Consider the following 26,480-nt stretch of genomic DNA (forward strand, 5'->3'; position numbering starts at 1 on the left):
CGCCGGAGGTTATCGCAGCTCAGGCAGAGACTGCGAGCAGATATTCGCGCGGCTGCCCGAACAGCTGCGCGGTGCCGTGCGCACGCTTGAAGAACAACTGTGTGTCGTGTTCCCACGTGATCGCAATGCCGCCGTGGAGCTGCACCGCTTCGGCCGCGACCTGCTCGAACGCCTCGGAGCAGTAGATCTTCGACGCGTAGGCATCCTGCGGATCCTGCGACAGCGCCGCCGCGTACGACATCGACCGGGCGGTCTCGACCAACGCATACATGTCGGCCATGCGGTGCTTGAGCGCCTGGAACGAGCCGATGACGCGCCCGAACTGCTTGCGGTTCTTCGTGTATTCGACCGTCAGATCCAGTGTTGCCTGCGCAGCGCCCACCTGCTCGGCCGAGACCGCGATCACCGCGGCAGTCCGCAGTCGCTCCACCAGATCGTCGGTCGACGACAACCGGCGCGCGGACACCGCAGCGAACGACACCTCCGCCAGCGTGCGGGTGGGGTCCATCGTCGGGACCCTGCGACGGACTACCCCGTCGGCCGTCGGATCCACCTCGAACAGCGTTGTCGCGTCACCGTCGGCAGCGATCACGAGTAGCGTGGATGCGACGTCGCCGCCGAGGACGTAGTGCGCTGCGCCGGTGAGCACGTCGCCGTCGGCGACCACACCGGGGCGATGCCAACCCGCTTCCGACGCCCAGCACACCGCGACGACCTCGCCGGCCGCGATGCTCGGCAGCAGCCGCGCCGCGGCGTCGGTGTCGCCGGACAGCAACACCGTCTGCGCGGCGAGGACCGCTGAGCCGAGGAAGGGCGACGGAGTCAGCGTGCGACCGAGTTCTTCGAGCACGACATGAGTTTCGGCCCACGACGCACCGACCCCGTCGTACTCCTCGGGAATCGCGAGCGCCGCGACCCCCACCTGCTCGACGAGCCGCGACCACAGATCCGGGTCGTAGCCGTCGGGGGTGGTGATCGCCTTTCGGACTGCGGCGGAGTCGGAGTGCTTCGCCAGCAGGCTGCGCACCGACTCTCGCAGTGCCGTGCGGTCCTCGGTTTCGAACGTCACGACGCCACTCCGCTCTCCAGAGCCGCGACCACGCGTGAGCGGTGGAAATCGGGTGTACCCCATGCGGTGACGAGTGCGCGTGTCTTCGTGATCCACAGCGACAGATCGTATTCCTGCGTGTACCCGATCGCGCCGTGCACCTGCAGTGCGGTACGTGCCGCGAGGTAGGCGGCGTCGCCGCATGCGACCTTGGCGGCCGACACATCGCGCGACGCGGTAGGCAGACCGTCCCGCACTGCGAGCGCTGCGCCGTGGAGCAGAGGACGTGCCATCTCCAGTGCCACGGCGACGTCGGCGAGGTGGTGCTTGATCGCCTGGAACGAACCGATGACGCGGCCGAACTGCTTACGCTGCTGCACGTATTCGACGGACGTGTCGAGCAGTGTCCGGCCGAGTCCCTGCAACTGTGCGGCGGTCGCGAGGGCGCCCAGGTCGAAGGCGGCTTCGAACGAGGTGGACCCCAGGGTCTCGGCGGACGACACCTCGAACAGACGACGCGCGAGATCCACCGATGAGTGTTGCTCGCCCGCGGTGGCCGCGGAGACGGTGTCTCCGTCGACGTTCAGGACGAGGTCGACGGAATCGGCGTCGACCGCGAACGGCGTGTGCGGAGCCGCGGCGACTGTGGCGAGCGACCCGGAAGCCAGCGCCGCGAGACGCTCGGGCGCGACGGCCGAAAGCAGGGCCGGCGCAACCGCGACGGTTTCGACGACCGGACCCGGCACCGCGTGACGGCCTAGCTGCTCGAGCGCGACGACGAGATCGACGGCATCGGCACCGAGGCCGTCGTGTTCCTCGGAGACGAGCAGTCCGTTGACGCCTGTCTCGGCGAGGCGCTGCCACACCGTCAGGCCGGGTTCGGTGTCGCCGGTGTTCCATGCGCGGATGACGGTGGGCATGTCGGACTTGGTGAGGAGCGCGTCGATGCTCGACGCGAAGTCCTCGTGGGACTCATCGAGTGCGAATCTCATCGGTCGCCCTTCGGGAGGCCGAGCAACCGCTCGGCGATGACGTTCTTCTGAATTTCGTTGGTACCGGCGTAGATCGGTCCCGACAGCGAGAACAGGTAGCCGTCGGTCCAGTTGTCCACGACCTCCGCATGTGCGCCCTGGAGATCGAGGGCGGTCTCGTGCGCGGCGATGTCCCATTCCGACCAGAAGACCTTGTTGATCGACGATTCGGCACCGAGTTGGCCGCCGTTCGTGAGCCGGGTGACCGTGCCCCACGTCGACAGTTCGTAGGCGCGTGCACCGATCCACGCGTCGGCGACCTTGTTCCGAAGTGCTGTGTCACCGTGGAGCGGCGACCGAGAGTATTGCTGCAGCAGACGGTCGGTGGTGGCGAGAAACCGGCCAGGCGCACGCAGCGACAGGCCACGCTCGTTCGACGCGGTGCTCATCGCGACACGCCATCCTGCGTTGACCTCACCGATCACGCCGGATTCGGCGGGATTCGACGGGTCGTCGGGGACGAAGACGTTCTCGAGGAAGATCTCTGCGAAGCCGGGTTCGCCGTCGAGCTGATCGATCGGGCGGACGGTGACACCGTCGGCGCGCAGATCGAACATGAAGTACGTGATGCCCTTGTGGCGCTGTGCCTCCGGGTCTGAGCGGAACAGCCCGAAGCCCATGTCGGCGAACGAGGCTCGCGAGCTCCACGTCTTCTGCCCGTTGAGCAGCCAGCCGCCGTCGACCTTGGTGGCGGTCGAGCGCAGCGACGCGAGATCGCTGCCGGATTCCGGTTCCGACCAGGCCTGAGCCCAGATGTCGTCGGCACGGGCCATGCGCGGCATGATGCGTTCGAGCTGCTCGGGCTTCGCGTGCTCGAACAGGGTGGGGGCGAGGAGGAAGATGCCGTTCTGGCTCACTCGACCGGGCGCACCCGATCGGTAGTACTCCTCCTCGAACACGACCCACTGCTCGAGCGTCGCGTCGCGGCCGCCGAGCGCTTCGGGCCACGAGACGACGGACAGGCGCGCGTCGGCGAGAAGGGCCTCCCACTGCCGGTGCTCTTCGAAGCCCTCGGCGGTGTCCATCGACTTCAGCGGGGTCTTCGGAACGTTCTCCGAGAGGAATGCGCGCACCTCGTCGCGGAATGCGAGGGTGGCGTCGTCGAGTGCGAGATCCACTACTTGCTCCCCTCGGCCGGGCGGGCGCTGGCAGCCATCGACTTGGCGTCCATGCCGCCGAGGGAGTCGGTGCCGACCTCGGCGTTGTACGAGTGCGCGAAGTGATGCAGACCGAAGACCGAGTCCATGCCGTTTCGCATACCCATCTGGTCTTCGCACTGGTTGACGGCGCGCTTGGTCAGGGCCAGGCCGAAGCGCGGCATCTCGGCGATGCGACCGGCGAGAGCGAGGGTCTCGGATTCGAGATCGTCACGCGACACGACGCGGCTGACCATCCCCACCTCGTACGCACGCTGCGCGGTGAAGCGGTCGCCGGTGTAGAGGATCTCCTTCGCGAAGCGGGTGCCCAGGATCCAGGGGTGCGCGAAGTACTCGACACCCGGGATGCCCATGCGCACCACGGGATCGGAGAAGAACGCGTCGTCGGAGGCGACGATGAGATCGCACACCCACGCGAGCATGAGGCCACCGGCGATGCAGGCGCCCTGAACCATCGCGATGGTCGGCTTGGGGATCTCCCGCCAGCGGCGGCACATCCCGAGGTAGACCTCCATCTCGCGGGCATACCGCTGGTCGCCGCCCGGCTTGTCGACGTGGTCCCACCACATGACGGCCTTGTTGTCGTAGTGCACGTGGTGATCGCGACCGGGAGTGCCGAGGTCGTGGCCGGCGGAGAAGTGCTTGCCGTTGCCGGCGAGCACGATCACCTTCACCTCGTCGTCCGAGGTGGCCTTCTCGAAGGCGGCGTCGAGGGCGTAGGTCATCACCGAGTTCTGCGCGTTCCGGTAGTCCGGCCGGTTCAGGGTCACGATGGCGACGCCGTCACGCACCTCGTAGGTGACGACATCGGGCTCGAATGGGACGGTCATGACTTCTCCTCACGCAGAACGTTCTTCAGGACCTTGCCGGATGGGTTGCGGGGTAGGTGATCGACGAATCGCACCGACCTCGGCCGTTTGAAGTTGGCCAGCTTTTCTTTGGAATACGCGATCACGTCGTCTTCGGTCGGTGAGCTTCCGTCCAGCGGGACCACGAACGCCCGGCCGACCTCTCCGGCGCGTTCGTCGGGGACACCGATCACCGCGACTTCGTGCACGCCGGGCATCGACAGCAGCGCCGCCTCGACCTCGGCGGGATAGACGTTGAATCCGTTGCTGATGTACATGTCCTTGAGCCGGTCGGTGATGTCGAGGTATCCGCGTTCGTCGAGGGTGCCGACATCGCCGGTGTGGAGCCAGCCGTCGGCGTCGATCGTCTTCGCCGTCGCTTCGGGGTCGTCGAGGTAGCCGAGCATCACGTTCGGGCCGCGCAGCAGGATCTCGTCGTTGTCTCCGATGCGTACCTCGAAGTCGGCGGTCGCGCGCCCGGACGAGTTCGACACGGTGACGGGGTCGTCGTCGGTGCGGCACATCGTCGCAACCACGGCTTCGGTCTGACCGTAGGCGGTGATCACCGCGTCGAAGTTGAGCTCGTTCTGCATGCGTTCGACGAGCGAGACAGGGACGGGTGCCGCCCCGGTGACGGCGAGCCGCAGATTGCTCAGGTCGTAGTCGCTGCGCCGGGGGTGATCGAGGATGTTCTGATAGATCGTGGGTGCGCCGGGAAGCACGCTGATGCGTTCGGCCGAGACCATCGCCATGACCTTCTCCACGTCGAACACCGCCATCGGAATCACGGTGGCGCCGGCCAGCAGGGCCGCCACGATTCCGGCCTTGTATCCGAACGTGTGGAAGAACGGGTTGATGATCAGATAATTGTCGTCGGCGGTCAGTTCCGCGCACTCGGTCCATGCCTGCGCGACTCCGATCGTCTGCCGCTGCGCGCTGAGTACGCCTTTGCTCTTACCCGTGGTGCCGGAGGTGAACAGGATATCGGCGATGTCGTCCGGCCCGACGGCTGCGGCGCGGGCGTCGGCCTCGGTGCGGGAGGTGTCGGTGGCGGCCGCGAGGAAGTCGTCCCAGTCGAGGACTCCCTGAGCCGGAGTGTCGTTCCCGCTCACCGGGACCCGCACGACTGTGGACACGGTGAGATCCGGCGCGGCCTCGCGGAACTGCGCGTAGCGATCGGCGCCGAGGAAGTCGCCCACGACGACGAGCGCAGCGGCATTCACGCGTTCGACGATGTCGGCCGCTTCGTTGCCGGTGTAGCGGGTGTTGATGGGAACGACGACGCCACCCGCCCAGTGCACACCGAGAGCGGCGATTTCCCAGTGGTACGTGTTCGGCGACCAGATCGCGACGCGCGCACCGGGTTCGAGGCCGCGGGCGACGAGCGCTGCAGCGAAGTCCCGTACATACGCGTGCACTTGTGCAAAGGTCAGTCGAGTATCGCCGTCGGCGATCGCGAGCCGGTCCGGCCGGTTGTCGGCGGCGTCGGCGAGGGCGGCCGGCGTGGTTCTCGGATGTGTGTTCACTGAGCTCCCTACCTAGCAATTGCTTGGTAGGTTATCGTACAGACGTGCAAGAGAGCGAGAGCCTGGAAAATACCGAGTACGCGGCCACCGTGCGGGCGTGGCTCGACGAGAACCTGACCGGCGAATTCGCCGCGCTCAGGGGCAAGGGCGGGCCCGGCAGCGAGCACGAGTTCTTCGAACAACGACTCGCGTGGGATCGCCACCTCGCCGAGGCCGGATGGACCTGTATCGGCTGGCCCAGCGAATACGGCGGACGTGGTGCCACCATGGAAGAGCGAGTCACCTTCCATACCGAGTACGCGAAGGCCGACGCGCCCGCCCGCGTGAACCACCTCGGTGAAGAACTGCTCGGCCCCACCCTCATCGCGTTCGGGACCGAGGAGCAGAAGAAGCGCTTCCTCCCCGGCATCCGCAACGTCACCGAACTGTGGGCCCAGGGTTACTCCGAGCCGGGCGCCGGGTCCGACCTCGCCAACGTCTCGACCACGGCGCGGCTCGAGGACGGCAAGTGGATCATCAACGGTCAGAAGGTGTGGACATCCCTAGCGCACGTCGCGCAGTGGGCGTTCGTGATCGCGCGCACCGAACCGGGCTCGACCCGGCACAAGGGCCTGAGTTTCCTGCTCGTGCCACTCGACCAGCCCGGCGTCACCGTCCGGCCGATCCAGCAACTCACCGGCACCTCCGAGTTCAACGAGGTCTTCTTCGACGATGCGGTGACCGACGCGAACCTTGTCGTCGGTGAACCGGGCGACGGGTGGAAGGTCGCGATGGGTCTGCTGACCTTCGAACGCGGCGTCTCCACACTCGGCCAGCAGATCGGGTTCGCCAGGGAACTCGACGGTGTCGTCGACCTCGCGCGGGCCAGCGGATCCCTCGACGACCCCAACATTCGCGAGAAGATCGCCCGCGCCCGCGTCGGGCTGCGCGTGATGCGCGCCCACGCGCTCCGCACGCTCGGTGACGCCGATCCCGGCCAGGCCTCGGTGGCCAAGCTGCTGTGGGCCAACTGGCACCGCGACCTCGGAGTCCTCGCGATGGAGGCGCAGGGTGCCGCGTCGCTCATCGGACCCGACCACGATCACGCGGGCGCACCGTCGAACATCACCGACCCGGAACACCTCGAGCTCGCCGAATGGCAGCGGTTGTTCCTGTTCACCCGCGCCGACACCATCTACGGCGGGTCCAACGAGGTCCAACGCAACGTCATCGCCGAGCGGGTGCTCGGCCTACCCCGAGAGGCACGCGCATGACCACCTCACCCCTGTCGGTTCCCCCGGTGGAAACCCCGGGCCACGGATTGCTCACTGGCAAGAAGGTCGTCGTCACCGCGGCCGCCGGAACGGGTATCGGCTTCTCGTCCGCCCGACGTGCTCTGCTCGAGGGCGCCGACGTGCTCGTCTCCGACTTCCACGAGCGCCGCCTCGGTGAAGCTGCAGACAAGCTCGCCGCGGAGTTCCCCGAGCAGCAGGTGCACTCCATCGTGTGCGACGTGTCGTCCACCGAGCAGGTCGACGCGCTCATCGCCGGTGCTGCCGAGAAACTCGGCCGCATCGACACGCTGATCAACAATGCCGGTCTCGGAGGTGAGACCCCCGTCGTCGACATGACGGACGAACAGTGGGATCGTGTCCTCGACGTCACCCTCACCAGCACCTTCCGTGCGACGCGCGCCGCGCTGCGCTACTTCAGGTCGGCCGGCCACGGCGGCGTCCTCGTCAACAACGCCTCCGTCCTCGGGTGGCGTGCCCAGCATTCGCAGGCGCACTACGCTGCCGCGAAGGCCGGTGTCATGGCGCTCACCCGCTGCTCGGCGATCGAGGCCGCGGAGTACGGAGTGCGGATCAACGCCGTCGCCCCGTCCATCGCGCGCCACGCCTTCCTCGCGAAGGTCACCAGCGAGGAACTGCTCGACAAGCTGGCCTCCGACGAAGCGTACGGTCGTGCGGCGGAGGTGTGGGAGATCGCGGCGACGATTGCGATGCTGGCGAGCGACTACACCACCTATCTGACCGGTGAGATCGTGTCGATCTCCTCGCAGCGGGCCTAGTAGTTCGACAGGGCCAGAAGTTCGAAAGGCTTTCCTTCCATGACCCCACCTCGCGACGACTCAGCGAAGACCGGCCGCCGCGCCGAACTGCTCCACATCGCGGCCGACCTCTTCGCGTCACGCGGTGTCCGCGCCACCACGGTCCGGGACATCGCCGACGCCGCGGGGATCCTCTCGGGCAGCCTCTACCACCACTTCGACTCGAAGGAGTCGATGGTCGACGAGATCCTGCGAGGTTTCCTCGACGACCTGTTCGATCGGTACCGCAAGATCGTGGCTGCCGGCCTCGACCCCCGCGCGACGCTCGAAGCGCTCGTCACCACGTCCTACGAATCGATCGACCGGTCGCATGCCGCGGTCGCGATCTACCAGGACGAGGCCAAGCACCTCGACGGCGACAGGTTCTCCTACATCGCCGAGCTCAACACCGAGTTCCGCACACTGTGGGTGGGGGTGCTCGAGCGTGGAATCTCCGAAGGCTCATTCCGGCCCGACGTCGACGTCGACGTCGTCTTCCGTTTTCTCCGCGACACGGTGTGGGTCGCGGTGCGCTGGTATCGGCCTGGCGGAGCGCTCAGCGTCGAACAAGTTGCGCAGCAGTACCTTTCCATCGTTCTCGATGGACTGTCGAACCCGAACCCCGCATAAGGAGCAACAATGACCGAGGCGTACATCGTCGATGCGATCCGCACTCCGATCGGTAAGAAGAACGGCAGCCTGGCTCCCGTGCACCCGATCGACCTCGGCTCGCACGTCATCAAGGCCGTCGTCGAGCGCACCGGCATCGACCCGTCGGACGTCGACGACGTCATCTTCGGCTGCGTCGACGCGATCGGTGGCCAGGCCGGCAACATTGCGCGTATGTCGTGGCTGGCCGCGGGCCTGCCGCAGCACGTGCCCGGTGTGACCGTCGACCGCCAGTGCGGCTCGAGCCAGCAGGCCATCCAGTTCGGCGCGCAGGCGATCCTGTCCGGCACGGCCGACCTCATCATCGCCGGTGGGGTGCAGAACATGAGCCAGATCCCGATCTCAGCCGCGATGATCGTCGGCCAGCAGTACGGCTTCACCACCCCGACCGCCGAGTCGACGGGCTGGACCGAGCGCTACGGCAACGAGGAGGTGTCGCAGTTCCGCGGCGCCGAGATGATCGCCGACAAGTGGGATATCAGCCGCGAGGACCTCGAGAAGTGGGCATTGCAGAGCCACGAGCGGGCCAAGGCTGCCATCGCCGACGGGCGCTTCGAGAACGAGATCGTCCCGGTCGGGGAGTTCACCACCGACGAGGGGCCGCGTGAGACCAGCCTCGAGAAGATGGCCTCTCTCAACGTCCTCGTCGACGGCGGACGCCTCACCGCGGCCGTCGCCAGCCAGATCTCCGACGGCGCCAGCGCACTGCTGCTCGCTTCGGAGGAGGCCGTTCGGAAGCACGGTCTGAAGCCTCGCGCGCGGATCCACCACATGAGTGCCCGCGGTGACGACCCGATCTTCATGTTGAGCGCGCCGATCCCGGCCACCCAGCACGCGCTCGCCAAGACCGGCCTGACCATCGACGACATCGACCTGATCGAGATCAACGAGGCGTTCGCGCCCGTCGTGCTCGCGTGGATCAAGGAGATCGGCGCCGACCCGGCCAAGGTCAACGTCAACGGTGGCGCGATCGCGCTGGGCCACCCGCTCGGCGCGACCGGCACCAAGCTCATGGCAACCCTGCTCAACGAGCTCGAGCGCACCGGCGGCCGTTACGGCCTGCTCACCATCTGCGAGGGTGGCGGCACCGCCAACGTGACCATCATCGAGCGCCTCTGAGTTCGGCTGCTCGACACTTCTCGCGTGCCCGTCAGTTCCCGCGGCTGCAATCGCAGCCGCGGGAACTGACGCGTTTTCTCTGGGCCGGTTCGACGACGAGGTCTACCCTCGAATGTATGTGCCGGAACATCACGGAGCTGCGCGGGCTCGAGCCGGTAGCGACTGCCGAAGAGATCGAGGCGGCCGCTCGGCAGTACGTCCGTAAGGTCAGCGGAATTCATAAACTGTCCGATGCCACCCGCGAGCCGTTCGAGCAGGCCGTCGCGGAGGTCACCGCGACGACCACCAGACTGCTCGACCTCCTGCCCGAGCGACGACAACCCCCACCGACGGTGCCACCCCTGCGCCGTCCCGAAGTCCGGGCCAGGATTGCGGCGCGCGGTTGAGGTTCCTCGATCGCCGAATCCCTGATTTCGGTTCCTGCTCACCCCTCCGCGGGTAGCACCCCGACTGCCAGGGTCAACGGACCCACTCGAGCTCTTTCGTCTTGATCCGTCGCGCGGTGTCGTCGAGCCAGTCGACGTCGTGCTTCAGGCGTGAGCGCAAGAAGTGGGCTTCGATCATGTGGATTTCGGGCTCTCCCGAATTGTGCACGGCCTGATCGAGCCGGTCGATCTCTTCGTGGATGAGCGCGACCCGCTCGTCGAGTGCCGCAACGGCATCGGAGGGCGGCAGGATTCCGATGTATGCGAGCGCGGTGACGAATGCCGGTCCTCCGGTGAGATCGGAGCTGCGAAGCTGCTGTGCGACACGTTCGGCGAGTGCGGCAACGCCTGATTCCGTCGCGATGCGCTCGTCGCCGCTCGCGCTGACCCATCCTTCATCGGTCAGACGCTGCAGGAGTGTGTAGACGGTCCCATTACGCACCTGGAGATAGTCGTACCGGCGCCTGACCTCGCTGAATACCGCGTACGGGTGGCGGGATCGCTCGACGAGGAGGCCGAGTATGGGCAGTACCAGAGGATTGTCGAGCGCATTCGTGGGCACGCCCGAAGTGTAGTCGAGTAGCTGTATACGTCTAGCTGTGTACGGTTAGCCGTATACGTCTATAGGAGGAATCATGATCTTCGGGATCTGGCCCGGCGTCGTCGCGGCCGACCTTGTCGACTTCCACCCACCCGAATGCCCACCGGAAGACTCCGTTGCATCCCTGACCGCCATTCGCGAACTGCAGGGTGATGCGCCGGCCTTCTATGTGCGCTGCTACCGACATTTCGGAGCGGGGGCGCAGCGGTCGCCCGGGGCGACCCGCACGCCCGAACAGCCCGAGGTTTACGCGGGAGACGGGCGGTTGATCGACCTGGTGGCCTGCTACCAGAGCGCGGTACCGGACCCGGACGGCTTCGGCGAATTCGTTCGCGAAGCCGTGCGGGATGTCGCCGCATGGGGCGGCGGCAAGGTGCAGATCGGTGAGGAGCTCAACATGCCGTCACCGCAGGACGGTGGCAGCCCGGGATGGTTCGACGCCGTCGCGGTCGGCATCGCTGCGGCGCTCGACGAGCGTGAGCGACTCGGTGTCGGGGTCGAGATCGGGGTGAACTCGGCGGGTATGGCCGCCCCGGCATTCTGGGGGCAGATGGCACGCTCGATCGGCCCGGATCTCCTCGGGTCCCTCGACTACATCGGCCTCGATGCCTTTCCCGACGTGTTCCATCCCGTTCCGCACGATCGGCTCGCTGGGGCCGTCACCTTTCTGCTGGACCGGTTCCGTTCTGTCACATCGGAAGTCAGGGTTCCCGCGTCCACGCCGATTCACATCACGGAGACGGGGTGGCCGACGGGAACCGATCGGGACGAGGCGACCCAGCGCGAAGTCCTCGAGACTGTGGCCGCCGCTGTCCTCGATGCAGACGTGGGCGTTACCGCATACGAGTTCTTCGGCCTGCGCGATGGGCGCACTGACGCCGGATGGACCGGCCGATTCGGACTCCTCCGCGACGACTACACACCCAAACCGGCCTTCGATGCGATCCGGGGCCTCATCGCACGACGGGGAGCGTCACGTAGCTGGGCGTAGACGGATCGAGTTCGACATGTTGGGGAGCAAGCTTGCTGTCGTGGAGCATCGGGCCGAGCGGCAGCGACCGCGGAATGCTCGACGCGTACACGTCGATCCGGATGCGGTGGCCCGGCTGCAGGATTGCGTCGGTGGGCAGCATGCTGATGTCGAGTTGGGTGGGCTGACCGGGCACGACCGGCTGTCGCGTGTCGAGCGTGAGGTACGGGTGGGCCTGCGCGTAGTCGCCCGACTCGGTGAACGTGCTCTTGGAATCGTCGATCGCACGGAGTGAAGCAACCAAGGATCCGGTGGACAGAACCGTGGAGCGGCCGTCGGGCGCAACGTCGTTGATCGACACCGACCAGAACCCGTCCGGGTTGTCGAGCACGGTGTTCAGGTGCAGGTTGATCGGGCCGGAGAGCGGTGTCGGGTCGGCCACCGGCCCGGATGTGAACACCAGGCCCTCCGCCTCGTTGAATCGTGCGTCCTTCGTGCAATTCGATCCGAGGACGACCGCGATGCCCGCGGTGCCTTGCGCGGCCTCCCTCGAACACACCCCGCGAAGGCCGGGTGCAACGGTGAGCCGTGCAGGTGAGTCCGGCGGGGTTGGCCGCAGGCTTCCGTCGTGGACCGCGTGCGCGGCGGTGCCGCTCGGGGCAGTCGACAGGTACATCCGTTCGTATTCGACACCCGCACGCGGGAATTGGTCGGTGGTGGTCCAGCCGCCCCCCTGCTGCAGAAGCGTCACCGGCCCGTACTCGGTGATGCCGTTGTCGATGTCCTTGAGCCAGTGGTCGAACCAGGCGCGCTGCAACGCCACCATCGTCGGCGGGTGACCGGTTGTGCCGAAGCCTTCGCCGAGCACGGCGTGGTACCCGTCGCCCATCACGAGCTGCTTGTTGCCGGGGGACACCGGAATCGAGTTGTAGATCTCGGGCTCGCTGTTGGCGAAGATGTCGTGCCAGTTGCCGAACACGAAGGTGGGTACCTCGACGGCGTCGAGATCGGCTTGTCGTTCCTGGTAGAACGAGCCGTCCTGCGCGACTTCGAGGGCATCGGGGGAGACGCCCTCGATCGTCGGTGCGGTGAGCGCTTCGACGAGTTCGGGGATCTTGGTGAACGGATCGGCCATGCGGTCGCGGAGCCATTGCGCATCGAATCTGCCTTGCAACAGCGCTTCGACGTCAGGTACCCATTTGAGTCCGTTGACGAGGCCGAGCCACGCCGGCATGAATCCGACGCCGATCGCACCGCCGGTGCCGACGATGTCGCGGAGGAGGTCGTTGCCGGGTTCGACCGCGAATACCGCGTCGAGTTCGGCGGGCCGGTGTCCTGCGGCCTGGATCTGATTGATCGCCGAATACGACACGCCGGTAGTGCCGATGCGGCCGTTGGACCACGGCTGCGCCGCGACCCAGTCGATGACCTCGACGGTGTCCTGTTGTTCGCGAGGACCGAGCACGTCCCACTGACCCTGGGAGAAGCCCGTACCGCGGACGTCGACGATCACCTGGGTGTAGCCGTTCTGCACGAGGTCGCGGTTGAGGCCGAAGACGCGTCCGAGCTGTGCCGCGGGTGCGGCAAGTTCTGTGATTCCGTCGAACGGGACGTCGAGATTCAGGATGGTCCCGAGGTCTTCTACGAGCGGTTGGAGCGTGGGGTCCTCCATCGCGACGGACGCGAGCGTCGACAGGAGTTTGGTGTACGGCGTGAGGTTGAGGACCACTGGGGTCTGCTCGTCGACCGGTGTCCCGTCTGCCTTGGCTGGGCGGAACACGTTCGCGCGGAGGATCGTTCCGTCGCTGAGGGTGATCGGAACGTCCCACTCGACTGCGGTGTTCGGATAGGCGTCGGGCGCATCGACTACTTCCTGCCACCCGGCTGCGTCGGCTCCACCCGATGGATCGGCAGCGGCCGGCGGTGCGAGCGTGACCGCGGTCGCGGTCGCCGCTGCCAGGACGACAGCACTCATGAAGCGTCTTCTCACCTTGTATTCCCCCCGTACCGGCAGTAACAGCTTTCGGCAACGTTAACCGTCGGTAATTCCCAGGTCAACGATGTGCACACGTCGGTGTACCGATTTGTGGATTTTCACCGGGACCTCGCCTGGATGCCCCGTCGTTCACGGCGGGCAGGAATGGTGTTCGACATGTCGGACCCTTCTGTTGCCATGGGCAGATGAGGACCGCGTACAAGGTCCGGGCCTACCCGGACCCCGAACAGTCGACGCTGCTGCGCCGCACGTTCGGCTGCGTGCGCGTGGTGTGGAACGAGACCCTCGCCGACCGGCAACGCCGGTACACCACCGAACAGAAATCGACCTCGTACAAGGACACCGACGCCGCACTGTCCGAGTGGAAGAAAACCGAGGAGCTTGCGTTCCTCGGCGAGGTGTCCTCGGTGCCGCTGCAGCAGACGCTGCGCCACCAGCACACCGCGTTCCAGTCGTTCTTCAAGGGCACCGCCGAGTACCCACGGTTCAAGAACCGGCATTCTCGCCAGTCCGCGCATTACACTCGCTCGGCGTTCCGCATCAAAACGGACGGGCTGTGGCTGGCGAAGACGACCGCGTCGATGAAGGTGGCGTGGTCCTGGCCCGGCATCGACCTTGCCAGGCTCGACCCGACGATGGTGGTTGTCTCCCGCGAGGCGGACGGGCGGTGGTTCGTGACGTTCGCCGTCGACACGACCGATCCCGCTTTGTTGCCGGTTACTGGCGAGTCGGTCGGTGTGGACCTCGGGATCAAGGACTTCGCGGTCCTCTCGACCGGGGAGAAGATCGGGAATCCGAGGCACATGGCCCGGCACGAACGTGGCCTGCGCCGCCACCAGAGGCGCCTGGCGCGGATGCAGAAGGGCTCGAACAACCGCGCCAAGCAACGCCGGAGGTTGGCACGCAAACACTCCCGTGTCCGCGACGCCCGCCGTGACTTCCTCCACAAGACCAGCACGGATCTCGTGGCGCGGTTCGACACGATTGCCGTCGAAGACCTGGCCCCGCGCAATATGGTCCGCAACCGCCGGTTGGCGAAGTCGATCAGCGAATGCGGGTGGGGTGAGTTCCGATCCATGCTCGAGTACAAGGCCGAGCAGTCCGGACGCCGGTTCGTGGTGATCGACCGCTGGTATCCCAGCTCGAAGACGTGCAGCGCGTGCGGGCATCTGCTCGCCGTGCTGTCCCTCGGGACACGGCACTGGTCGTGCCCCGACTGCGGCACCCGGCACGACCGGGACGTCAATGCCGCGAAGAACATCCTCGTCGCCGCCGGGCTGGCGGAGACACCAAACGCCTGCGGAGGCGATGTCAGACGGCACGGGTTTTCCCGTCCGCACTCGCCGGTGAAACAGGAATTCCCGGATGTGAGTCCGAGAATCCCCGTCCTTCAGGGCGGGGAGTAGTCAATGAGGTATCTTTCGCAGCGTGATGGCGGGAAAGAACTGGTTCGATCGTGGTGGTCAGGCTTACGCGCAGTTTCGTCCCGAGTATCCAGCGGAGCTCGCGGAGGTCCTCGCGTCCCTTGCTCCGACGACCGATCTCGCGGTCGATGTCGGATGTGGAAACGGCCAGCTGACGGTGCAGCTCGCAGCCCATTTCGATGCCGTGATCGGAGTCGATCCCAGTGCCGATCAGATCGGGAATGCCAGGCTCCATGACCGGGTCCGCTACGTTCGGGCGCCCGCCGAGAACCTTCCCGTGCCGGAGCGGAGCGCCTGCCTGATCACCGCTGCGCAGGCCGCACACTGGTTCGACCGGCGCGCGTTCTACAACGAGGTACGGCGGATCGCGGTCGACGATGCTGTTCTGGCGTTGGTCAGCTACGGGGTGATGCACCTCGCCGCAGATCTCGACGAGCGGTTCCAGCACTTCTACCGGACCGAGATCGGCCCGTACTGGCCGGAGGAACGCGCACTCGTCGACAGCGGGTACGCCGACATCGACTTTCCGTTCGACGAGCTGTCGGCTCCACCGATGCAGATCCGGAAGGAGTGGGATATGAACGGCATACTGGGCTATATCTCGACGTGGTCGGCGGTCCGCAAGGCCGCGGAGGCGGGCAAGTCCGAGGTCTTGGAATCCTTTGCCGCTGACCTGACGGAATTGTGGGGCGATCCTGCGGCAACGCGAGAGGTTGTGTGGCCGATCAACATGCGACTCGGGATCGTCTGATCGAACTCGTACCGGGGGTCAGTGCGTCGGAAGTGTGCCTACATCGGCAAGTACCCTTTTTGCCACGGGGTGCCTGTCGGTTCAGGGGGGAGCGCTACCCCACAGGACGCGCAGAGTGGGCGCGGGTGACCGGTCTGGATTGTGAGGCGTGGTTGGGTGGTGTCCGGGAACGCTCGGCTGCCGGGCGCTGACCGTGACCTCTACCTCCCGGGATCGGGCCGTTCCTGCAGCACCGGCGCGGCGGCGGCCAACAATGCGTTGCGGTCTCGATTCAATGGGGGATAGATGCGTCGTGTGTTGATGGTGACCTTGGTGGCTTTGGCTCGCGCGCCACGCGCGATCACCTGACGACCCCACCCCTCGGTGTATACCGCGCCTGCCGCTCCGAGGTCGAGAATCGTTGTATACCAGGGTATTCGGAGTGGCATCATCGGCTCCTCGAGAAGATCGCCGATGACGTTGTAGCCCGCGTAGCGGCCCATCGGGCGCCCGTGCTGGCACGACATCACCGACAGGTGGTCGTCGTCCACCCGCGCCGCGGCGACGTCACCGGCAGCGAACACGCCGGGCGAGCCGATCACCTGCAGATAGTCGTCGACCGGCAGGCGACCGAGCCGGTCGCGTTCGGCACTGAGCTGTGCTGTCAGCGGGTTCGCCCGCATGCCCGCGCACCAGATGACAGTGCCCGCGGCCACGACGTCTCCGAAGGAGAGCGTCACACCGTGCTCGTCGACCGCTGCGACGCCGACGCCGGTCATCGTTTCGACGCCGTTGTCGGACAGAGCCGCTTGGATCACAGGGCGCGCCGATGCCCCCATGTCGGAACCGATGTACGGGTTGTGGTCGATGAGCACCACCCGCGGTTCGACGTTGCGTCCTGCGCACACCTTTGCCAGTCTTCCGGGTAATTCGGATGCCGTCTCGATGCCCGTGAGGCCGGCACCGACCACGACTGCGGTCGCCGCGGCCGCGGCCGTGTCCACTGTGCCGTCGGACAGTGCGGCCAGGTGGCGCTGTAGTTTCATGGCACCGTCGTAGGTGTCGACATCGAAGCCGAATTCCCGCAGGCCGGGGATATCGGGTGTGGCCACCCGACTGCCGAGCGCCATGACCAAGCGGTCGTAACTCTGTGTGCCCGGTGTGCCGTGGTCCGAGACGGTGACGGTGCGCGTCTCGGTGTCGATCGCTGTCACTTCGGCGGCGATGTGCCCGACGTCGACCGGGTCGAGCAGGTCGCGCAGCGGGATGCGGCAGGCGCTCAGGTCTGCCTCGTAGTTACGGACCCGGATGTCGTGGAACGGCTGCGCACTGATGACTGTGACGTCGACGGTGCCGGCCGCGTCGAGTTCGTCGAGCCGCCGCGCCGCCCCCAGCGCGGACCATAGACCGGCGAAACCCGAGCCGAGAACGAGGACGCGATAGGAGGCGGTCACCCTCCCATCGTGCCAGTTCGACGCTGGAGAACTACGGCGTGAGCCACATTCCCTCGGGCAGTGCAGATCCGAGCGCGTACATCTGCACGCCATGGAGATTCTGACTACTGATCACCGAAGGTGCGGATCGGATGTACCAGATTCCCGGTTCGAGCTCGGCGAGCCGTTCCTGCACCGTGCGGTAGGCGGCCACGCGTTCCTCGCCCGAGGTGCCTGTACGGCCGGCGTCGAGCGCAGCGTCCAATTCGGGGTCGGAGATGCCGGTGTGATTTCCCGACGACGTGGAATGGAAGGCGTTCCACAACGTGGTGTCGGGTTCGGGACTGTCCGCGGCCCAGATGATCATGTCGAAGTCGCGGGCTGCGGTACGAGGCATGTACCCCGCGATGTCGAGCACCTCCACCTGGACGTCGACGTTGTCGTAGGCGGCGAGCTGCGCCTGAAGGCTTTCGGCGACGGATCTGATCTCGACGAGCGAGGTTGCGGTGAAGGTGAATTCGACTGGCTTTCCCTCCGCGGCCAGTTCGTCGAAGAGTTGCTGTGCCCGCTCGGGGTCATCCTGCCGGAGGGGGATGTCCGCATGGAAAGGTGAGGACTCCGGGAACAGTGTGTCGGGAACTTCGCCGTGTCCCTCGAATACGGCGGTGTTGATGTCGTCGAGATTCACCGCCGCGCTCACCGCCTCCCGGGCTCGCGGGTCGTCGAACGGGGCACGTCGGGTGTTCATCACCAGGTACTGTCCGCCGCCGACGGGTACGGCGTCGGTGACCAAGCCCGCCTGATCGGCCTTTGCCAGTGCCGCCCAGCTGGATTCGGACGCCAGATCGGCGCCACCGCTGACCATCATGTTGACGCGCTGGTTCGCGTCGCTGACGGCACGGAGTTCGACGGAGTCGAGATAGGGACGTGGCGCATCCCAGTAGTCGGGATTGCGTTCGAGGTTCATGCGATCCTGGCGCGTCCACTCGGTCAGTGTGAACGGGCCTGCGCCCACGGGATCTGCGTTGAAGGCGTCGGACCCCTTGTCCAGCGCGGTGGGAGACGCTATCCAGTTGAGCGCGCTCGAGGTGATCGAATTCCCGAACTTCGGGTTGGGTGCGACCAGGATGACCTTCAATGTTGCGTCGTCCACGACCTCGGTCGACGCGATCTGCGACGCCAATGTCAGCGAACCGGATCCGAGCGACGGATCGAGAATGCGATCCCAGTTGATCTTCACGGCTTCGGCGTCGAGCGGTGTTCCGTCGGTGAACACGAGATCGGGTCGCAGGGTGAGCAGGAATGTGGCACCGCCGTCGGATGTGGCGAAATCCTCGGCCATCCGATACTCGAGTTCGAGCGTGTGGGGGTCGTCGATCATGAGCGTCCCGTACAGGGCATTGCCCAGCAGGCCCTGCCCGACCCAGTTGTTGGCGAGGATCGCGGGGTCGAGCGACAGCGGTTCGCGCACCTGGATGACACGTGCGACACCGCCGGACACCGGCTCGCCGTCGGATCCTGCGGACGTGGCGGAGTCGGTGCCCGACCCGCACGCCGTCAGGAGCAGTGCCGCCGCGCAGACAACGACCAGCGCAGTAACCGGGTTTCTGTGCCGGACAACCCATCCGAACATGGATGTACCTATCTCTCAGGTAGCGGAGCCTGGTGTGTCGCTAACCCGTGACCCACATTTCCGCGGGGATCGGGGAGCCGAGCGAGTACATGCGGATGCCGTGAATGTTGTCGGTGGTCATGACCGCCGGAGCCGCCCGTGTGTACCAGACGGCCGGGGCGACCTCGTTGAGTCGTTTCTGCACGATCTCGTAGGCGGCGTCGCGTTCCTCGGGTGTCGTGCCCACTCGGCCGGCATCGAGAGCCGCGTCGAGTTCGGGATCGGAGATGCCGGTGACGTTGCCCATCGACCGTGAGTGGAAGGCATTCCACAAGGTGGAGTCCGGCTCTTGGACATTCGCCGACGAGATCATCATGTCGTAGTCGCGGGCGATGTTGCGCGGAATGAACGCGGCGAAATCGACGGCCTCGACGTTCATGTTCACGTTGTCGTATGCGGCCAGTTGTGCCTGGGTGACTTCCGCGGTCGCCTTGGTCTCCGGCAATGTCGTTGCAAGGAACGTGAAGTTGACGGGTTTTCCTTCTGCGGCGAGCTCGTCGAACAGACGCTGGGCTTCTTCGGGGTTGTTCTCGGCCAACGGAATGTCCTTGTAGAACGGCGATGACTCGGGGAACAGGGTTTCCGGGACGTCGCCGGTGCCTTCGAACGCGGCGACGTTGATGTCGTCGAGGTCCAGTGCCATCGAAACGGCGCGACGTGCACGGGGGTCGTCGAATGGGGCACGGCGGGTGTTCATCGCGAAGTACTGCCCACCGCCGACCGGTGCGAGTTCGGTGCCGAGCCCGGCATCTTCAGCGCGGGCCAGGGCCGTCCAGCTGGTTTCCGACGCGAGATCGGCGCCGCCCGACGCGAGCATGTTCACCCGCTGGCTTCCGTCGGGGACATTGAGGAGGGTGATGCTGTCGAGGTACGGCCGGGGTGCATCCCAGTAGTCGGGGTTGCGCGTGAACTCCATGCGGTCCTGGCGGCGCCACTCCGTGAGAGTGAACGGGCCTGCACCGACCGGGGCGTTGTTGAAGGCGTCCCGGCCCTTCTCCAGGGCAGCGGGCGAGGCGATCCAGTTCAGCGTGCTGTTCGTGATCGAGTAGGCGAACATCGGGTTCGGGTTGGCCATGACGACCTTCAGCGTGGTGTCGTCGACCACCTCCGTTGTGGAGATCTGGGAGGCCTGCGGAAGAGAACTCGAGCCCATGTCGGGGTCGGCGATACGCAACCAGTTCAGGTGCACTGCTTCGGCATCGAGGGGAGTCCCGTCGGTGAAGGTCAGGCCTGGCTGTAGCTCGAGGGTGAACGTGTTGCCTCCGTCGGCGGTCGAGAAGTCGGTCGCCATCTGGTATTCGATCTCGAGGGTTTCGGGATTGTCGATCATCAGCGTTCCGAAGAGCGCGTTTCCGAGGAGGCTCTGGCCGACCCAGTTGTTGCTCAACGTGGCAGGGTCGAGCGACACCGGTTCGCGAACCTGGATCATGGTGGCCGAGCCCCCGGAGACGGGATCGCCGACCGGTTCGTCCGAGGCGCCGCCGGAGGCAGGGGCGCCGCATGCCCCTACGAGCAGTAGTACCGAACATGCCGCGGCGGCGGTGGTCAGAGTGCGCCGGATCATCGATCTCCCTCATTGTGGGGTGTGTCACAAGCCCTGCGGAGAGAAGTTAGCAAGATCGGACGAGATATAGAAGACCCTCTCCTGAAATGGTCGATCTGGGTACGATCGCCCACATGGCGGACACGTCCCGTCGTCCGGGCAGACCGCGCGACACCAGCATCGACGAACGGGCCCTGACAGCCGCGCGCGAACTGCTCGCCGAACAGGGATTCGAGGCGACGACGATCCAGGCCGTCGCGGTGCGGTCGGGTGTGCACGCATCGGCGATCTATCGCAGGTGGTCGTCGCGGATCGAGTTGATCGAGGATGCCGCCTTCCCCATGGAGAGTCCGTTACAGGTGGACCCGACGGGGGATCTTCGCGAGGATCTGCGCCGCTTCATCCTCGCGTACACCGCCACGTTCAGTGATCCGGCGACACGTGCGGCGGCGGGTCCTCTACTGGCGTATCGCCGGTCCGATGCCGGTCGCGACGCGGCCTATCAGCGGGTGTCGGTGCGCCCCCAGTTCTTCGCGATCCTGGAAGCTGCGCCACCCGGCACCGTCGATCCGACGGTCGATCCTCACGACGTGTTCGACATGCTCCTCGGTGCGGTCTGGACGCGCATCGTCGTGCCGATCACGGACTCCCGACCCGACCCGGTCGAGCGGACGGTGGAGATGATCGTGCGCATGCTGCGGCCCTGAAGGCGAGGGCGCGAATCGCGGGAAGTAAGCAGGGGAACTGTAAAGCTCGCAGCCCTGGTGGGTGACCACCAGGGCTGCGAGCTTCACACCAGGCCTGCGAGCTTCGTCAGGCGACGTGCTTGGAGTCTCGGAGCGCACCGAGTGCGTCGATGCGAGCGACGGCGTCGGTCATGATCCGGTCGATCAGCTCAGCACAGGTCGGCAGATCGTCGACCATGCCCACGGCCTGACCCGAGGCGAGCACGCCGGCCTCGGTGTTGCCTTCTACGAGACCGGCTTTGAGCAACATGGGTGTGTTGGCCGCCATGATGATCTGCTGCCAGGTGCGGTCGCTCGCCTTCTTCATAGCGAGTCCGTCCTTGACGAGCGTCGACCACTTCATGCCGGTCATCGACTTGAACTTCGTCGCGTTCCGCGCGGCCGCGACGAGTCCCTTGGCGTAGCTGGACTTCTCGAGGCTGTTCACCAGATCGGTGTTGAGGACACGGTGGGGCATCCCGTCGACCTTGAGGGACACGGTGGTGTCCTGCAGTCCGCGAGCGAGGTACTGCTGCTTGACCGAGTCGGGGACCGCGCTGTCGCTGGTGAGCAGGAAACGGGTGCCCATCGCGACACCGGCGGCACCGTACGACAGTGCCGCGGCCAGGCCACGACCGTCGAAGAATCCACCTGCGGCGATGACGGGGATGTCGACGGCGTCGAGCACGCTGGGCAGCAGCAACGTGGTGGCGACGGGGCCGGTGTGACCACCGCCCTCACCGCCCTGCACGATCACTGCGTCCGCACCCCACGATGCGACCTTGACCGCATGCTTGGCGGCGCCGATCGACGGGACCACGACGATGCCGTGATCCTTGAGCTTCGCGATGAGTTCCTTCTTGGGAGCCAGCGCGAACGACGCGACCTTGACCTTCTCGCGGATCAGCAGATCGATGCGCTGGGCCGCATCCGACGCATCGGCACGCATGTTCACGCCGAACGGTTTGTCGGTCAGCGACTTCGTCTTCGCGACTGCCGCTTCGAGTTCCGGGTACGTCATCGTCGCGGATGCGAGGATGCCCAGACCGCCCGCATTCGACGTCGCGGCCGTCAAGCGCGGACCCGACACCCACCCCATGCCCGTCTGGACAATGGGGTGCTCGATGCCGACGAGTTCGGTCAGCGGAGTACGCAGGACCTGTGTAGATTTCCCGTCGCTTCGCTCGCCCTGCGCAGATTTCCCGTCGCTTCGCTCGCCCCCGCTGCTCACAGCGAGACCTCGCGGTCACGCAGGCTCTTCGGGTCGATGACCTCGCGGATCAGCCGCAGCTCCTCCGCGGTGGGCTCGCGGGTCACGCCCGCCTCGGCGAGACCGGCGACCTCGAACGATGTGTTCGCGGCGACGGTGTCGGCGTCGACACCCGGATGCAGCGACACGGCGCGGAACGCGTGGTTCGGCCCGCCGAAGTCGAACACGCCGAGGTTTGTGACCACGCGGGGGATGTCGAGGAATCGGAACGCGGGGTTCTCAGGGTCGATCTTGTCGTAGCCGACACCGCACACGACGTCGACGGTGTCGGTGAAGACGCGGGTCGAGTGCTTGCCCACCCAGTAACTGGTGGCGTGGTTGATGGTGTTGCCGGGCGCCCCGCGGACACCGAACATCTGGCGTGTCGGCTTCTCCAGTGGACCGAATGCCGAGAGGTTCTGGTTGCCGTAGCGGTCGATCTGGTTGGCGCCCATCACCACGTGGCGGCGACCGGATGCAACGACGTCGAACACCTTGCGGAACGGCATCCAGCCCTCGACCGGGGCCTTCGCGCCGAGTGCGGGCACCTCGGCGAGGATGAGGGCCTCGCCGTCGGTGATCACGAGGTCGGGTTCGGTGGTGAGCTTGGCCAGGCGCGCTCCGATCTGCGGGAGCGTCGCCATCGGGCTGGCGACGATTTCCCCTGCACCGGAAAAGATCTCGGCACAGGAGATCGCGCAGTACTCGGCGCGGGTCACGGTTTCAGTGGTGGTCATGCCTGCTGCTCCCCGGTGTTCGATTCGGCTGTGAACTTCTTGACGGCGGCCTGGTAATCCTCTTCGGATCCGGAGAGGAAGCGGTCGACGAAGGCCTGCCACGACTCGGGGGTCTTCGCCGCCTCGGCGTAATGGCGTTGGAACTTCTCGTCGCGGCCGTACGAATCGCCGGCGAGGGTGAAGTGGGCGCCGTTCGGTGCCTCGACGACACCGTCGACCATCAGACGGTTGAGCAGCAGCTGCTGCAGCGGAACTTCCTTGACCAGCTGCTCGGTCTCGACGACCTTCTCCACGGAGACGTACCGCTTCTCGGCGGCCATGCAGTAGAGATCGTCGAAGTAGGGGTCGACGCCCTGGTAGCCGGCGTTGCCGTGCTTGTCGCCGATGTTCAGGTGCACGAACGAGGCGTCCAGGTTCAGCGCGGGCATCGCAATCAGAGTTTCGTGCTTGCCGGATTCGTCGGCGTAGGGCGAGGTGACAGTCTGCAGTTCGTCGCCCCAGAAGGTCTGCACATCGGAGCCGAGTCCGGCGCGGATGGGCAGGAACGGCAGACGCGCTGCCGCGGCCTCAAGACCGCACTTGACCATGCCCTCGTCCATCTCGCGGGCGACGAGTTCGCCGGAGGTGCGGGCCTTGGCGAACCACGGGTCGTAGAACGGTGCCGAGTCGAGCGACACGAAGCCGTAGTACGCCTTCTTGACCTTGCCGGCGGAGCACAGCAGGCCCAGGTCCGGTCCGCCGTAGGTGACGACAGTCAGGTCCTTGATGTCCGAACGCAGAATCGCGCGGACGAACGCCATGGGCTTGCGGCGCGACCCCCAGCCGCCGAGGCCGATGGTCATTCCGCTGCGCAATTCGCCGACAACCTCGTCGAGCGACATCCTCTTGTCACGCATGAGTGTTCAAGCTCCTTCTCGTACTGCTCAGTGGTTGCTTCGGGGCTTGCCGGTGGCCACGAACTCGTCGCGGTGCTCGTCGGCGACACCGGCGAGGTTCAATTCGAAGGTGAAGCCCTGCTCGATGCGGTAGGCGGTTTTCACGTCGACCGGATCGATCCGATTGATCGCTTCCTTGGCGCGACGGATGACGCGTGTGTCCTTCGCGGCGATCATCCCGGCGACCTCGAGTGCGGTGGCGTCGAGTTCCTCGCGCGGCACGACCTTGTAGACGGATCCGAAATGCTCGAGCTGCTGGGCCGTGACGTTCTGCGCCGTGTAGTACAGGGTGCGCATCAGGTGCTGCGGGACGAGGCGCGAGAGGTGGGTCGCGGCGCCGAGCGCGCCGCGGTCGACCTCGGGGAGCCCGAATACCGCGTCGTCGGATGCGACGATCACATCGGCGTTGCCCACGAGACCGATGCCGCCTCCGACGCAGAAGCCGTTGACCGCGACGACGACGGGGACCTCGCAGTCGTACACCGCGGCGAATGCGGCGGCGCAGCCGTGATTGGCGGCGATGAGCGCGTCGAAGCCTTCGGTGGCCTGCATCTCCTTGATGTCGACGCCGGCGTTGAAGCCGCGGCCCTCGGCGCGCAGGACGACGACGTGCGTGCTCATGTCCTTGCCGGCGGCCACGATGGCGTCGGCCAGCTCGAACCAGGCGGCGGAGGGGAGTGCGTTCACGGGCGGGAAGTCGACGGTGACCGTGGTGATCCCTGCGCCGTCGGAGGTGGAGGTGATGCCCATGGCATTTTCCTAACGTCGGTACCGAACCAAGCGATTGCTTGGTAAGTTAGCACATGCCTGTTCAGGGGCACAGTGACATCTGATTGCGCGTCAGTACCCGGGCAGGTCGTCGCCGGGAAAGCGGCGTCGGACGATCTTTCCGGTGGTATTGCGAGGCAGCAGATCCCGCGTGAGCCGCCAGCGGGTGGGTATCTTGAAGTAGGCGAGATGATCGGCAACGTAGGCGGTCAGTTCTTCCCGGGTGGCACACGTCCCGGGATTCAGGACGACGACCGCGCACACCTCCTGCCCCCATTCGGGGTGCGACACGCCGCTGACCAGGCACTCACGTACCGCAGGGTGGCCTCCGAGGACTCGTTCGACCTCGGAGGGGTAGATCGACTCCCCGTTCTGTTCGATGAGGTCGGCCCGCCGCCCCAGGAGTCGTAGCCGACCGCCCTCGACGACGCCGTAGTCGCCTGTTCGCAGCCATCGGTCGGCGGTGATCGTCTCCGCGGTGGCCTCGTCGTCGTCCCAGTACCCGAGCATCACGAACGGGCTTCGCACACAGACCTCGCCGGGTTGGCCGTCGGGGAGCCATCCTCCATGTTGGTCGCGGATCTCGAGGCTCACCGTGATCACCGGCTCGCCGACGGTGCCCGGATACCGGTCGAGTGACGCAGCAGTTGCGGCGGTGATCGACGTGCTGCATTCGGTGATCGTGTAACTGTCGACCACGGCATGACTGCCGAAGGGCAGTTTCTCGCGGATCCGCTTTTTGAACTCGGGGGTCGACGGTTCGGAGGACAACGTGAAACCGATCAGTGAGGTGAGGTCGTACTGGTCGAGATCGTCGATCTCGAGCATCCGCGCCGCCATCGACGGCACCGCGTTCCAGTGGGTGATCTCTTCGCTTTCGATCAGTTCCAGCACGGGACGGATTCCGAGCCAGCCCTGGTTCATGACGACGGTGCTGCCGGTCGCGAGCCGGGGCACCACGGTGTTGTGCAGGCTTGTGATGTGGCACAGGGAGGAGGTGAGCAGGTGGCGGGTGTCCGACGGGACACCGTGTGCGTACTGCTCTCCGGTCCAGGCGGCGGTGATGGCGTCGGAGTAGCGGTGATAGTCGGCGACCGCCAGCAGATTCCGCTGCGAATGCAACGCACCTTTGGGCTCACCGCTCGTGCCGGAGGTGAACAGAAGCACCGCCGGATCGTCCTCTTCGACGCTCGGTGGGGGAGGCTGCGCGCCGGCGAACTCCCCGATCAACCGCGGCATATCATCATCGATGGTGAGGACGATCGCGTCGCTCGCGCCCATCGCGGCAACGGTTTCGGCACGTTGTTCGTCCACGAACACCACCCGCGGACGCGAATACCGGATCCCGAACTCGATCTCCGGCCGCACCCACCACGCGTTGATCCCTACGGTGATCGCACCCAGCGCCTGCGTCGCCCAGAACGCGGTGACCCATTCGGGCCGATTCGCCGACAGGATCGCGACCCGGTCACCGACCGAAACCCCATAGCGTTCGCGTAGCGCCGCGGCGAGCGCGTAGGCGTCGCGCGCGTGCTGGGCGAACGTGATCCTGCGCTCCGACGTGACGAGATATTCGCGGTCCCCCCACACGAGCGACTGAGACAGCAGGTCGGCGACGGCCCGGCCACGGTTCTTCATCACCGGCATCTCGGTGCCCAGCACCTCGTCCATGACGATCTCGAAGGCCCCGCCTCGGCCGGTGAGACGAGAAATCAGCTGGTCCAGGAACGGCCGCGGATCCGACGGGACGGTCACCGGGACCTCGCCTGGATGCCCCGTCGTTCACGGCGGGCAGGAATGGTGTTC

At 66.1% G+C, this 26,480-nt stretch carries 24 protein-coding genes; 9 read left to right on the forward strand and 15 right to left on the reverse strand.

Features of this window, described 5'->3' with window-relative positions; all coding sequences use genetic code 11:
• Window positions 1-19: 19 nt before the first annotated feature.
• From Q7514_RS15005 to Q7514_RS15025, 5 genes are read right to left on the reverse strand one after another with little or no spacing between them, the layout of a single operon-like run.
• Window positions 20-1,069, reverse strand: a complete 1,050-nt coding sequence (locus Q7514_RS15005; RefSeq protein ID WP_330134068.1) for an acyl-CoA dehydrogenase family protein — start codon at window positions 1,067-1,069, stop codon at window positions 20-22.
• Window positions 1,066-2,040: an acyl-CoA dehydrogenase family protein gene (locus tag Q7514_RS15010; RefSeq protein ID WP_330134069.1), complete on the reverse strand. Its 975-nt coding sequence runs from the start codon at window positions 2,038-2,040 to the stop codon at window positions 1,066-1,068. Before Q7514_RS15010 ends, Q7514_RS15005 begins: the two co-directional genes overlap by 4 nt.
• Window positions 2,037-3,197: an acyl-CoA dehydrogenase family protein gene (locus Q7514_RS15015; protein WP_330134070.1), complete on the reverse strand. Its 1,161-nt coding sequence runs from the start codon at window positions 3,195-3,197 to the stop codon at window positions 2,037-2,039. Before Q7514_RS15015 ends, Q7514_RS15010 begins: the two co-directional genes overlap by 4 nt.
• A complete protein-coding gene (locus tag Q7514_RS15020) occupies window positions 3,197-4,066 on the reverse strand; it encodes an enoyl-CoA hydratase (protein ID WP_330134071.1) in 870 nt (289 codons plus the stop codon). The genes Q7514_RS15015 and Q7514_RS15020 overlap by 1 nt, the downstream gene beginning before the upstream one ends.
• Window positions 4,063-5,610 (reverse strand): FadD3 family acyl-CoA ligase, encoded by a 1,548-nt coding sequence (locus Q7514_RS15025; protein ID WP_330134072.1) that lies wholly within the window; start codon window positions 5,608-5,610, stop codon window positions 4,063-4,065. Before Q7514_RS15025 ends, Q7514_RS15020 begins: the two co-directional genes overlap by 4 nt.
• Before the next feature lie 44 nt (window positions 5,611-5,654).
• Here Q7514_RS15025 and Q7514_RS15030 point away from each other — a divergent pair, with 44 nt between their 5' ends.
• The 5 genes from Q7514_RS15030 (at window position 5,655) to Q7514_RS15050 (ending at window position 9,852) form a co-directional block, all read left to right on the forward strand.
• Window positions 5,655-6,863, forward strand: coding sequence for an acyl-CoA dehydrogenase family protein (locus Q7514_RS15030; RefSeq protein ID WP_330134073.1), 1,209 nt, complete (start codon window positions 5,655-5,657; stop codon window positions 6,861-6,863).
• Window positions 6,860-7,660: an SDR family oxidoreductase gene (locus Q7514_RS15035; protein ID WP_132473319.1), complete on the forward strand. Its 801-nt coding sequence runs from the start codon at window positions 6,860-6,862 to the stop codon at window positions 7,658-7,660. The genes Q7514_RS15030 and Q7514_RS15035 overlap by 4 nt, the downstream gene beginning before the upstream one ends.
• A 39-nt stretch (window positions 7,661-7,699) precedes the next feature.
• A complete protein-coding gene (locus tag Q7514_RS15040; protein ID WP_330134074.1) occupies window positions 7,700-8,308 on the forward strand; it encodes a TetR/AcrR family transcriptional regulator in 609 nt (202 codons plus the stop codon).
• A gap of 9 nt (window positions 8,309-8,317) precedes the next feature.
• Window positions 8,318-9,466 (forward strand): acetyl-CoA C-acetyltransferase, encoded by a 1,149-nt coding sequence (locus Q7514_RS15045; protein WP_330134075.1) that lies wholly within the window; start codon window positions 8,318-8,320, stop codon window positions 9,464-9,466.
• Window positions 9,467-9,582: 116 nt separating this feature from the next.
• Window positions 9,583-9,852, forward strand: a complete 270-nt coding sequence (locus tag Q7514_RS15050; RefSeq protein WP_330134076.1) for a DUF2277 domain-containing protein — start codon at window positions 9,583-9,585, stop codon at window positions 9,850-9,852.
• Window positions 9,853-9,925: 73 nt separating this feature from the next.
• Here Q7514_RS15050 and Q7514_RS15055 read toward each other — a convergent pair whose 3' ends face one another.
• A complete protein-coding gene (locus tag Q7514_RS15055; RefSeq protein ID WP_330134077.1) occupies window positions 9,926-10,453 on the reverse strand; it encodes a PadR family transcriptional regulator in 528 nt (175 codons plus the stop codon).
• A gap of 73 nt (window positions 10,454-10,526) precedes the next feature.
• On the opposite strand from Q7514_RS15055, the gene Q7514_RS15060 reads away from it, so the two are divergent.
• Window positions 10,527-11,483 (forward strand): hypothetical protein, encoded by a 957-nt coding sequence (locus Q7514_RS15060; protein ID WP_330134078.1) that lies wholly within the window; start codon window positions 10,527-10,529, stop codon window positions 11,481-11,483.
• Here the strand turns inward: Q7514_RS15060 and Q7514_RS15065 are convergent.
• Window positions 11,446-13,437: a CocE/NonD family hydrolase gene (locus Q7514_RS15065; protein ID WP_330134079.1), complete on the reverse strand. Its 1,992-nt coding sequence runs from the start codon at window positions 13,435-13,437 to the stop codon at window positions 11,446-11,448. The genes Q7514_RS15060 and Q7514_RS15065 overlap by 38 nt on opposite strands.
• 206 nt (window positions 13,438-13,643) lie before the next feature.
• Here Q7514_RS15065 and Q7514_RS15070 point away from each other — a divergent pair, with 206 nt between their 5' ends.
• Both Q7514_RS15070 and Q7514_RS15075 read left to right on the forward strand, forming a co-directional pair.
• Window positions 13,644-14,864, forward strand: a complete 1,221-nt coding sequence (locus tag Q7514_RS15070) for an RNA-guided endonuclease InsQ/TnpB family protein (RefSeq protein ID WP_330134080.1) — start codon at window positions 13,644-13,646, stop codon at window positions 14,862-14,864.
• A 25-nt stretch (window positions 14,865-14,889) separates the two neighbouring features.
• Window positions 14,890-15,633: a class I SAM-dependent methyltransferase gene (locus Q7514_RS15075; protein ID WP_330134257.1), complete on the forward strand. Its 744-nt coding sequence runs from the start codon at window positions 14,890-14,892 to the stop codon at window positions 15,631-15,633.
• A gap of 200 nt (window positions 15,634-15,833) precedes the next feature.
• Here Q7514_RS15075 and Q7514_RS15080 read toward each other — a convergent pair whose 3' ends face one another.
• Genes Q7514_RS15080 through Q7514_RS15090 form a run of 3 tightly spaced genes read right to left on the reverse strand, consistent with a single transcriptional unit; the run spans window position 15,834 to window position 20,281 of the window.
• The gene (locus Q7514_RS15080) at window positions 15,834-17,066 is read right to left on the reverse strand and encodes an NAD(P)/FAD-dependent oxidoreductase (RefSeq protein WP_330134081.1); all 1,233 of its coding nucleotides are present in this window, start codon (window positions 17,064-17,066) and stop codon (window positions 15,834-15,836) included.
• A 31-nt stretch (window positions 17,067-17,097) separates the two neighbouring features.
• On the reverse strand, window positions 17,098-18,678 hold the full coding sequence (locus Q7514_RS15085) for an ABC transporter substrate-binding protein (RefSeq protein WP_330134082.1): 1,581 nt from the start codon (window positions 18,676-18,678) through the stop codon (window positions 17,098-17,100).
• A gap of 40 nt (window positions 18,679-18,718) precedes the next feature.
• On the reverse strand, window positions 18,719-20,281 hold the full coding sequence (locus tag Q7514_RS15090) for an ABC transporter substrate-binding protein (RefSeq protein ID WP_330134083.1): 1,563 nt from the start codon (window positions 20,279-20,281) through the stop codon (window positions 18,719-18,721).
• A 113-nt stretch (window positions 20,282-20,394) separates the two neighbouring features.
• Between Q7514_RS15090 and Q7514_RS15095 the strand changes: the two genes are divergently transcribed.
• Window positions 20,395-20,967 carry a TetR/AcrR family transcriptional regulator gene (locus tag Q7514_RS15095; RefSeq protein WP_330134084.1) on the forward strand — a complete coding sequence of 191 codons (573 nt, stop codon included), beginning with the start codon at window positions 20,395-20,397 and terminating at the stop codon, window positions 20,965-20,967.
• Between the two features lie 106 nt (window positions 20,968-21,073).
• On the opposite strand, the gene Q7514_RS15100 is transcribed toward Q7514_RS15095, so the two are convergent.
• The 5 genes from Q7514_RS15100 to Q7514_RS15120 all read right to left on the reverse strand — a co-directional run bounded on the left by Q7514_RS15100 (window position 21,074) and on the right by Q7514_RS15120 (window position 26,429).
• Entirely contained in the window at window positions 21,074-22,141 is a 1,068-nt protein-coding gene (locus Q7514_RS15100; RefSeq protein WP_330134258.1) for an NAD(P)H-dependent flavin oxidoreductase, read from the reverse strand.
• A gap of 71 nt (window positions 22,142-22,212) precedes the next feature.
• Window positions 22,213-22,971 carry a CoA-transferase subunit beta gene (locus Q7514_RS15105; protein WP_330134085.1) on the reverse strand — a complete coding sequence of 253 codons (759 nt, stop codon included), beginning with the start codon at window positions 22,969-22,971 and terminating at the stop codon, window positions 22,213-22,215.
• Entirely contained in the window at window positions 22,968-23,867 is a 900-nt protein-coding gene (gene ipdA / locus Q7514_RS15110) for a cholesterol ring-cleaving hydrolase subunit IpdA (RefSeq protein WP_330134086.1), read from the reverse strand. The genes Q7514_RS15105 and ipdA overlap by 4 nt, the downstream gene beginning before the upstream one ends.
• A gap of 27 nt (window positions 23,868-23,894) precedes the next feature.
• The gene (gene echA20 / locus Q7514_RS15115) at window positions 23,895-24,656 is read right to left on the reverse strand and encodes a (7aS)-7a-methyl-1,5-dioxo-2,3,5,6,7,7a-hexahydro-1H-indene-carboxyl-CoA hydrolase (RefSeq protein ID WP_330134087.1); all 762 of its coding nucleotides are present in this window, start codon (window positions 24,654-24,656) and stop codon (window positions 23,895-23,897) included.
• A gap of 90 nt (window positions 24,657-24,746) precedes the next feature.
• Entirely contained in the window at window positions 24,747-26,429 is a 1,683-nt protein-coding gene (locus Q7514_RS15120; protein WP_330134088.1) for a class I adenylate-forming enzyme family protein, read from the reverse strand.
• Between the last annotated feature and the right edge of the window lie 51 nt (window positions 26,430-26,480).

It is taken from the genome of Rhodococcus artemisiae (assembly GCF_036327795.1).
Lineage (GTDB): Bacteria > Actinomycetota > Actinomycetes > Mycobacteriales > Mycobacteriaceae > Rhodococcus > Rhodococcus artemisiae.

Bases quoted from the DNA above. Each gene is read 5' to 3' on its own strand.
- Q7514_RS15010 (WP_330134069.1), bottom strand. From the start codon at position 2,040: ATGAGATTCGCACTCGATGAGTCCCACGAGGACTTCGCGTCGAGCATC.
- Q7514_RS15065 (WP_330134079.1), bottom strand. From the start codon at position 13,437: ATGAGTGCTGTCGTCCTGGCAGCGGCGACCGCGACCGCGGTCACGCTC.
- Q7514_RS15060 (WP_330134078.1), top strand. From the start codon at position 10,527: ATGATCTTCGGGATCTGGCCCGGCGTCGTCGCGGCCGACCTTGTCGAC.
- Q7514_RS15070 (WP_330134080.1), top strand. From the start codon at position 13,644: ATGAGGACCGCGTACAAGGTCCGGGCCTACCCGGACCCCGAACAGTCG.
- Q7514_RS15050 (WP_330134076.1), top strand. From the start codon at position 9,583: ATGTGCCGGAACATCACGGAGCTGCGCGGGCTCGAGCCGGTAGCGACT.
- Q7514_RS15095 (WP_330134084.1), top strand. From the start codon at position 20,395: ATGGCGGACACGTCCCGTCGTCCGGGCAGACCGCGCGACACCAGCATC.
- Q7514_RS15075 (WP_330134257.1), top strand. From the start codon at position 14,890: ATGGCGGGAAAGAACTGGTTCGATCGTGGTGGTCAGGCTTACGCGCAG.
- ipdA (WP_330134086.1), bottom strand. From the start codon at position 23,867: ATGCGTGACAAGAGGATGTCGCTCGACGAGGTTGTCGGCGAATTGCGC.
- Q7514_RS15020 (WP_330134071.1), bottom strand. From the start codon at position 4,066: ATGACCGTCCCATTCGAGCCCGATGTCGTCACCTACGAGGTGCGTGAC.
- Q7514_RS15040 (WP_330134074.1), top strand. From the start codon at position 7,700: ATGACCCCACCTCGCGACGACTCAGCGAAGACCGGCCGCCGCGCCGAA.
- Q7514_RS15035 (WP_132473319.1), top strand. From the start codon at position 6,860: ATGACCACCTCACCCCTGTCGGTTCCCCCGGTGGAAACCCCGGGCCAC.
- Q7514_RS15090 (WP_330134083.1), bottom strand. From the start codon at position 20,281: ATGATCCGGCGCACTCTGACCACCGCCGCCGCGGCATGTTCGGTACTA.
- Q7514_RS15045 (WP_330134075.1), top strand. From the start codon at position 8,318: ATGACCGAGGCGTACATCGTCGATGCGATCCGCACTCCGATCGGTAAG.
- echA20 (WP_330134087.1), bottom strand. From the start codon at position 24,656: ATGGGCATCACCTCCACCTCCGACGGCGCAGGGATCACCACGGTCACC.
- Q7514_RS15105 (WP_330134085.1), bottom strand. From the start codon at position 22,971: ATGACCACCACTGAAACCGTGACCCGCGCCGAGTACTGCGCGATCTCC.
- Q7514_RS15085 (WP_330134082.1), bottom strand. From the start codon at position 18,678: ATGTTCGGATGGGTTGTCCGGCACAGAAACCCGGTTACTGCGCTGGTC.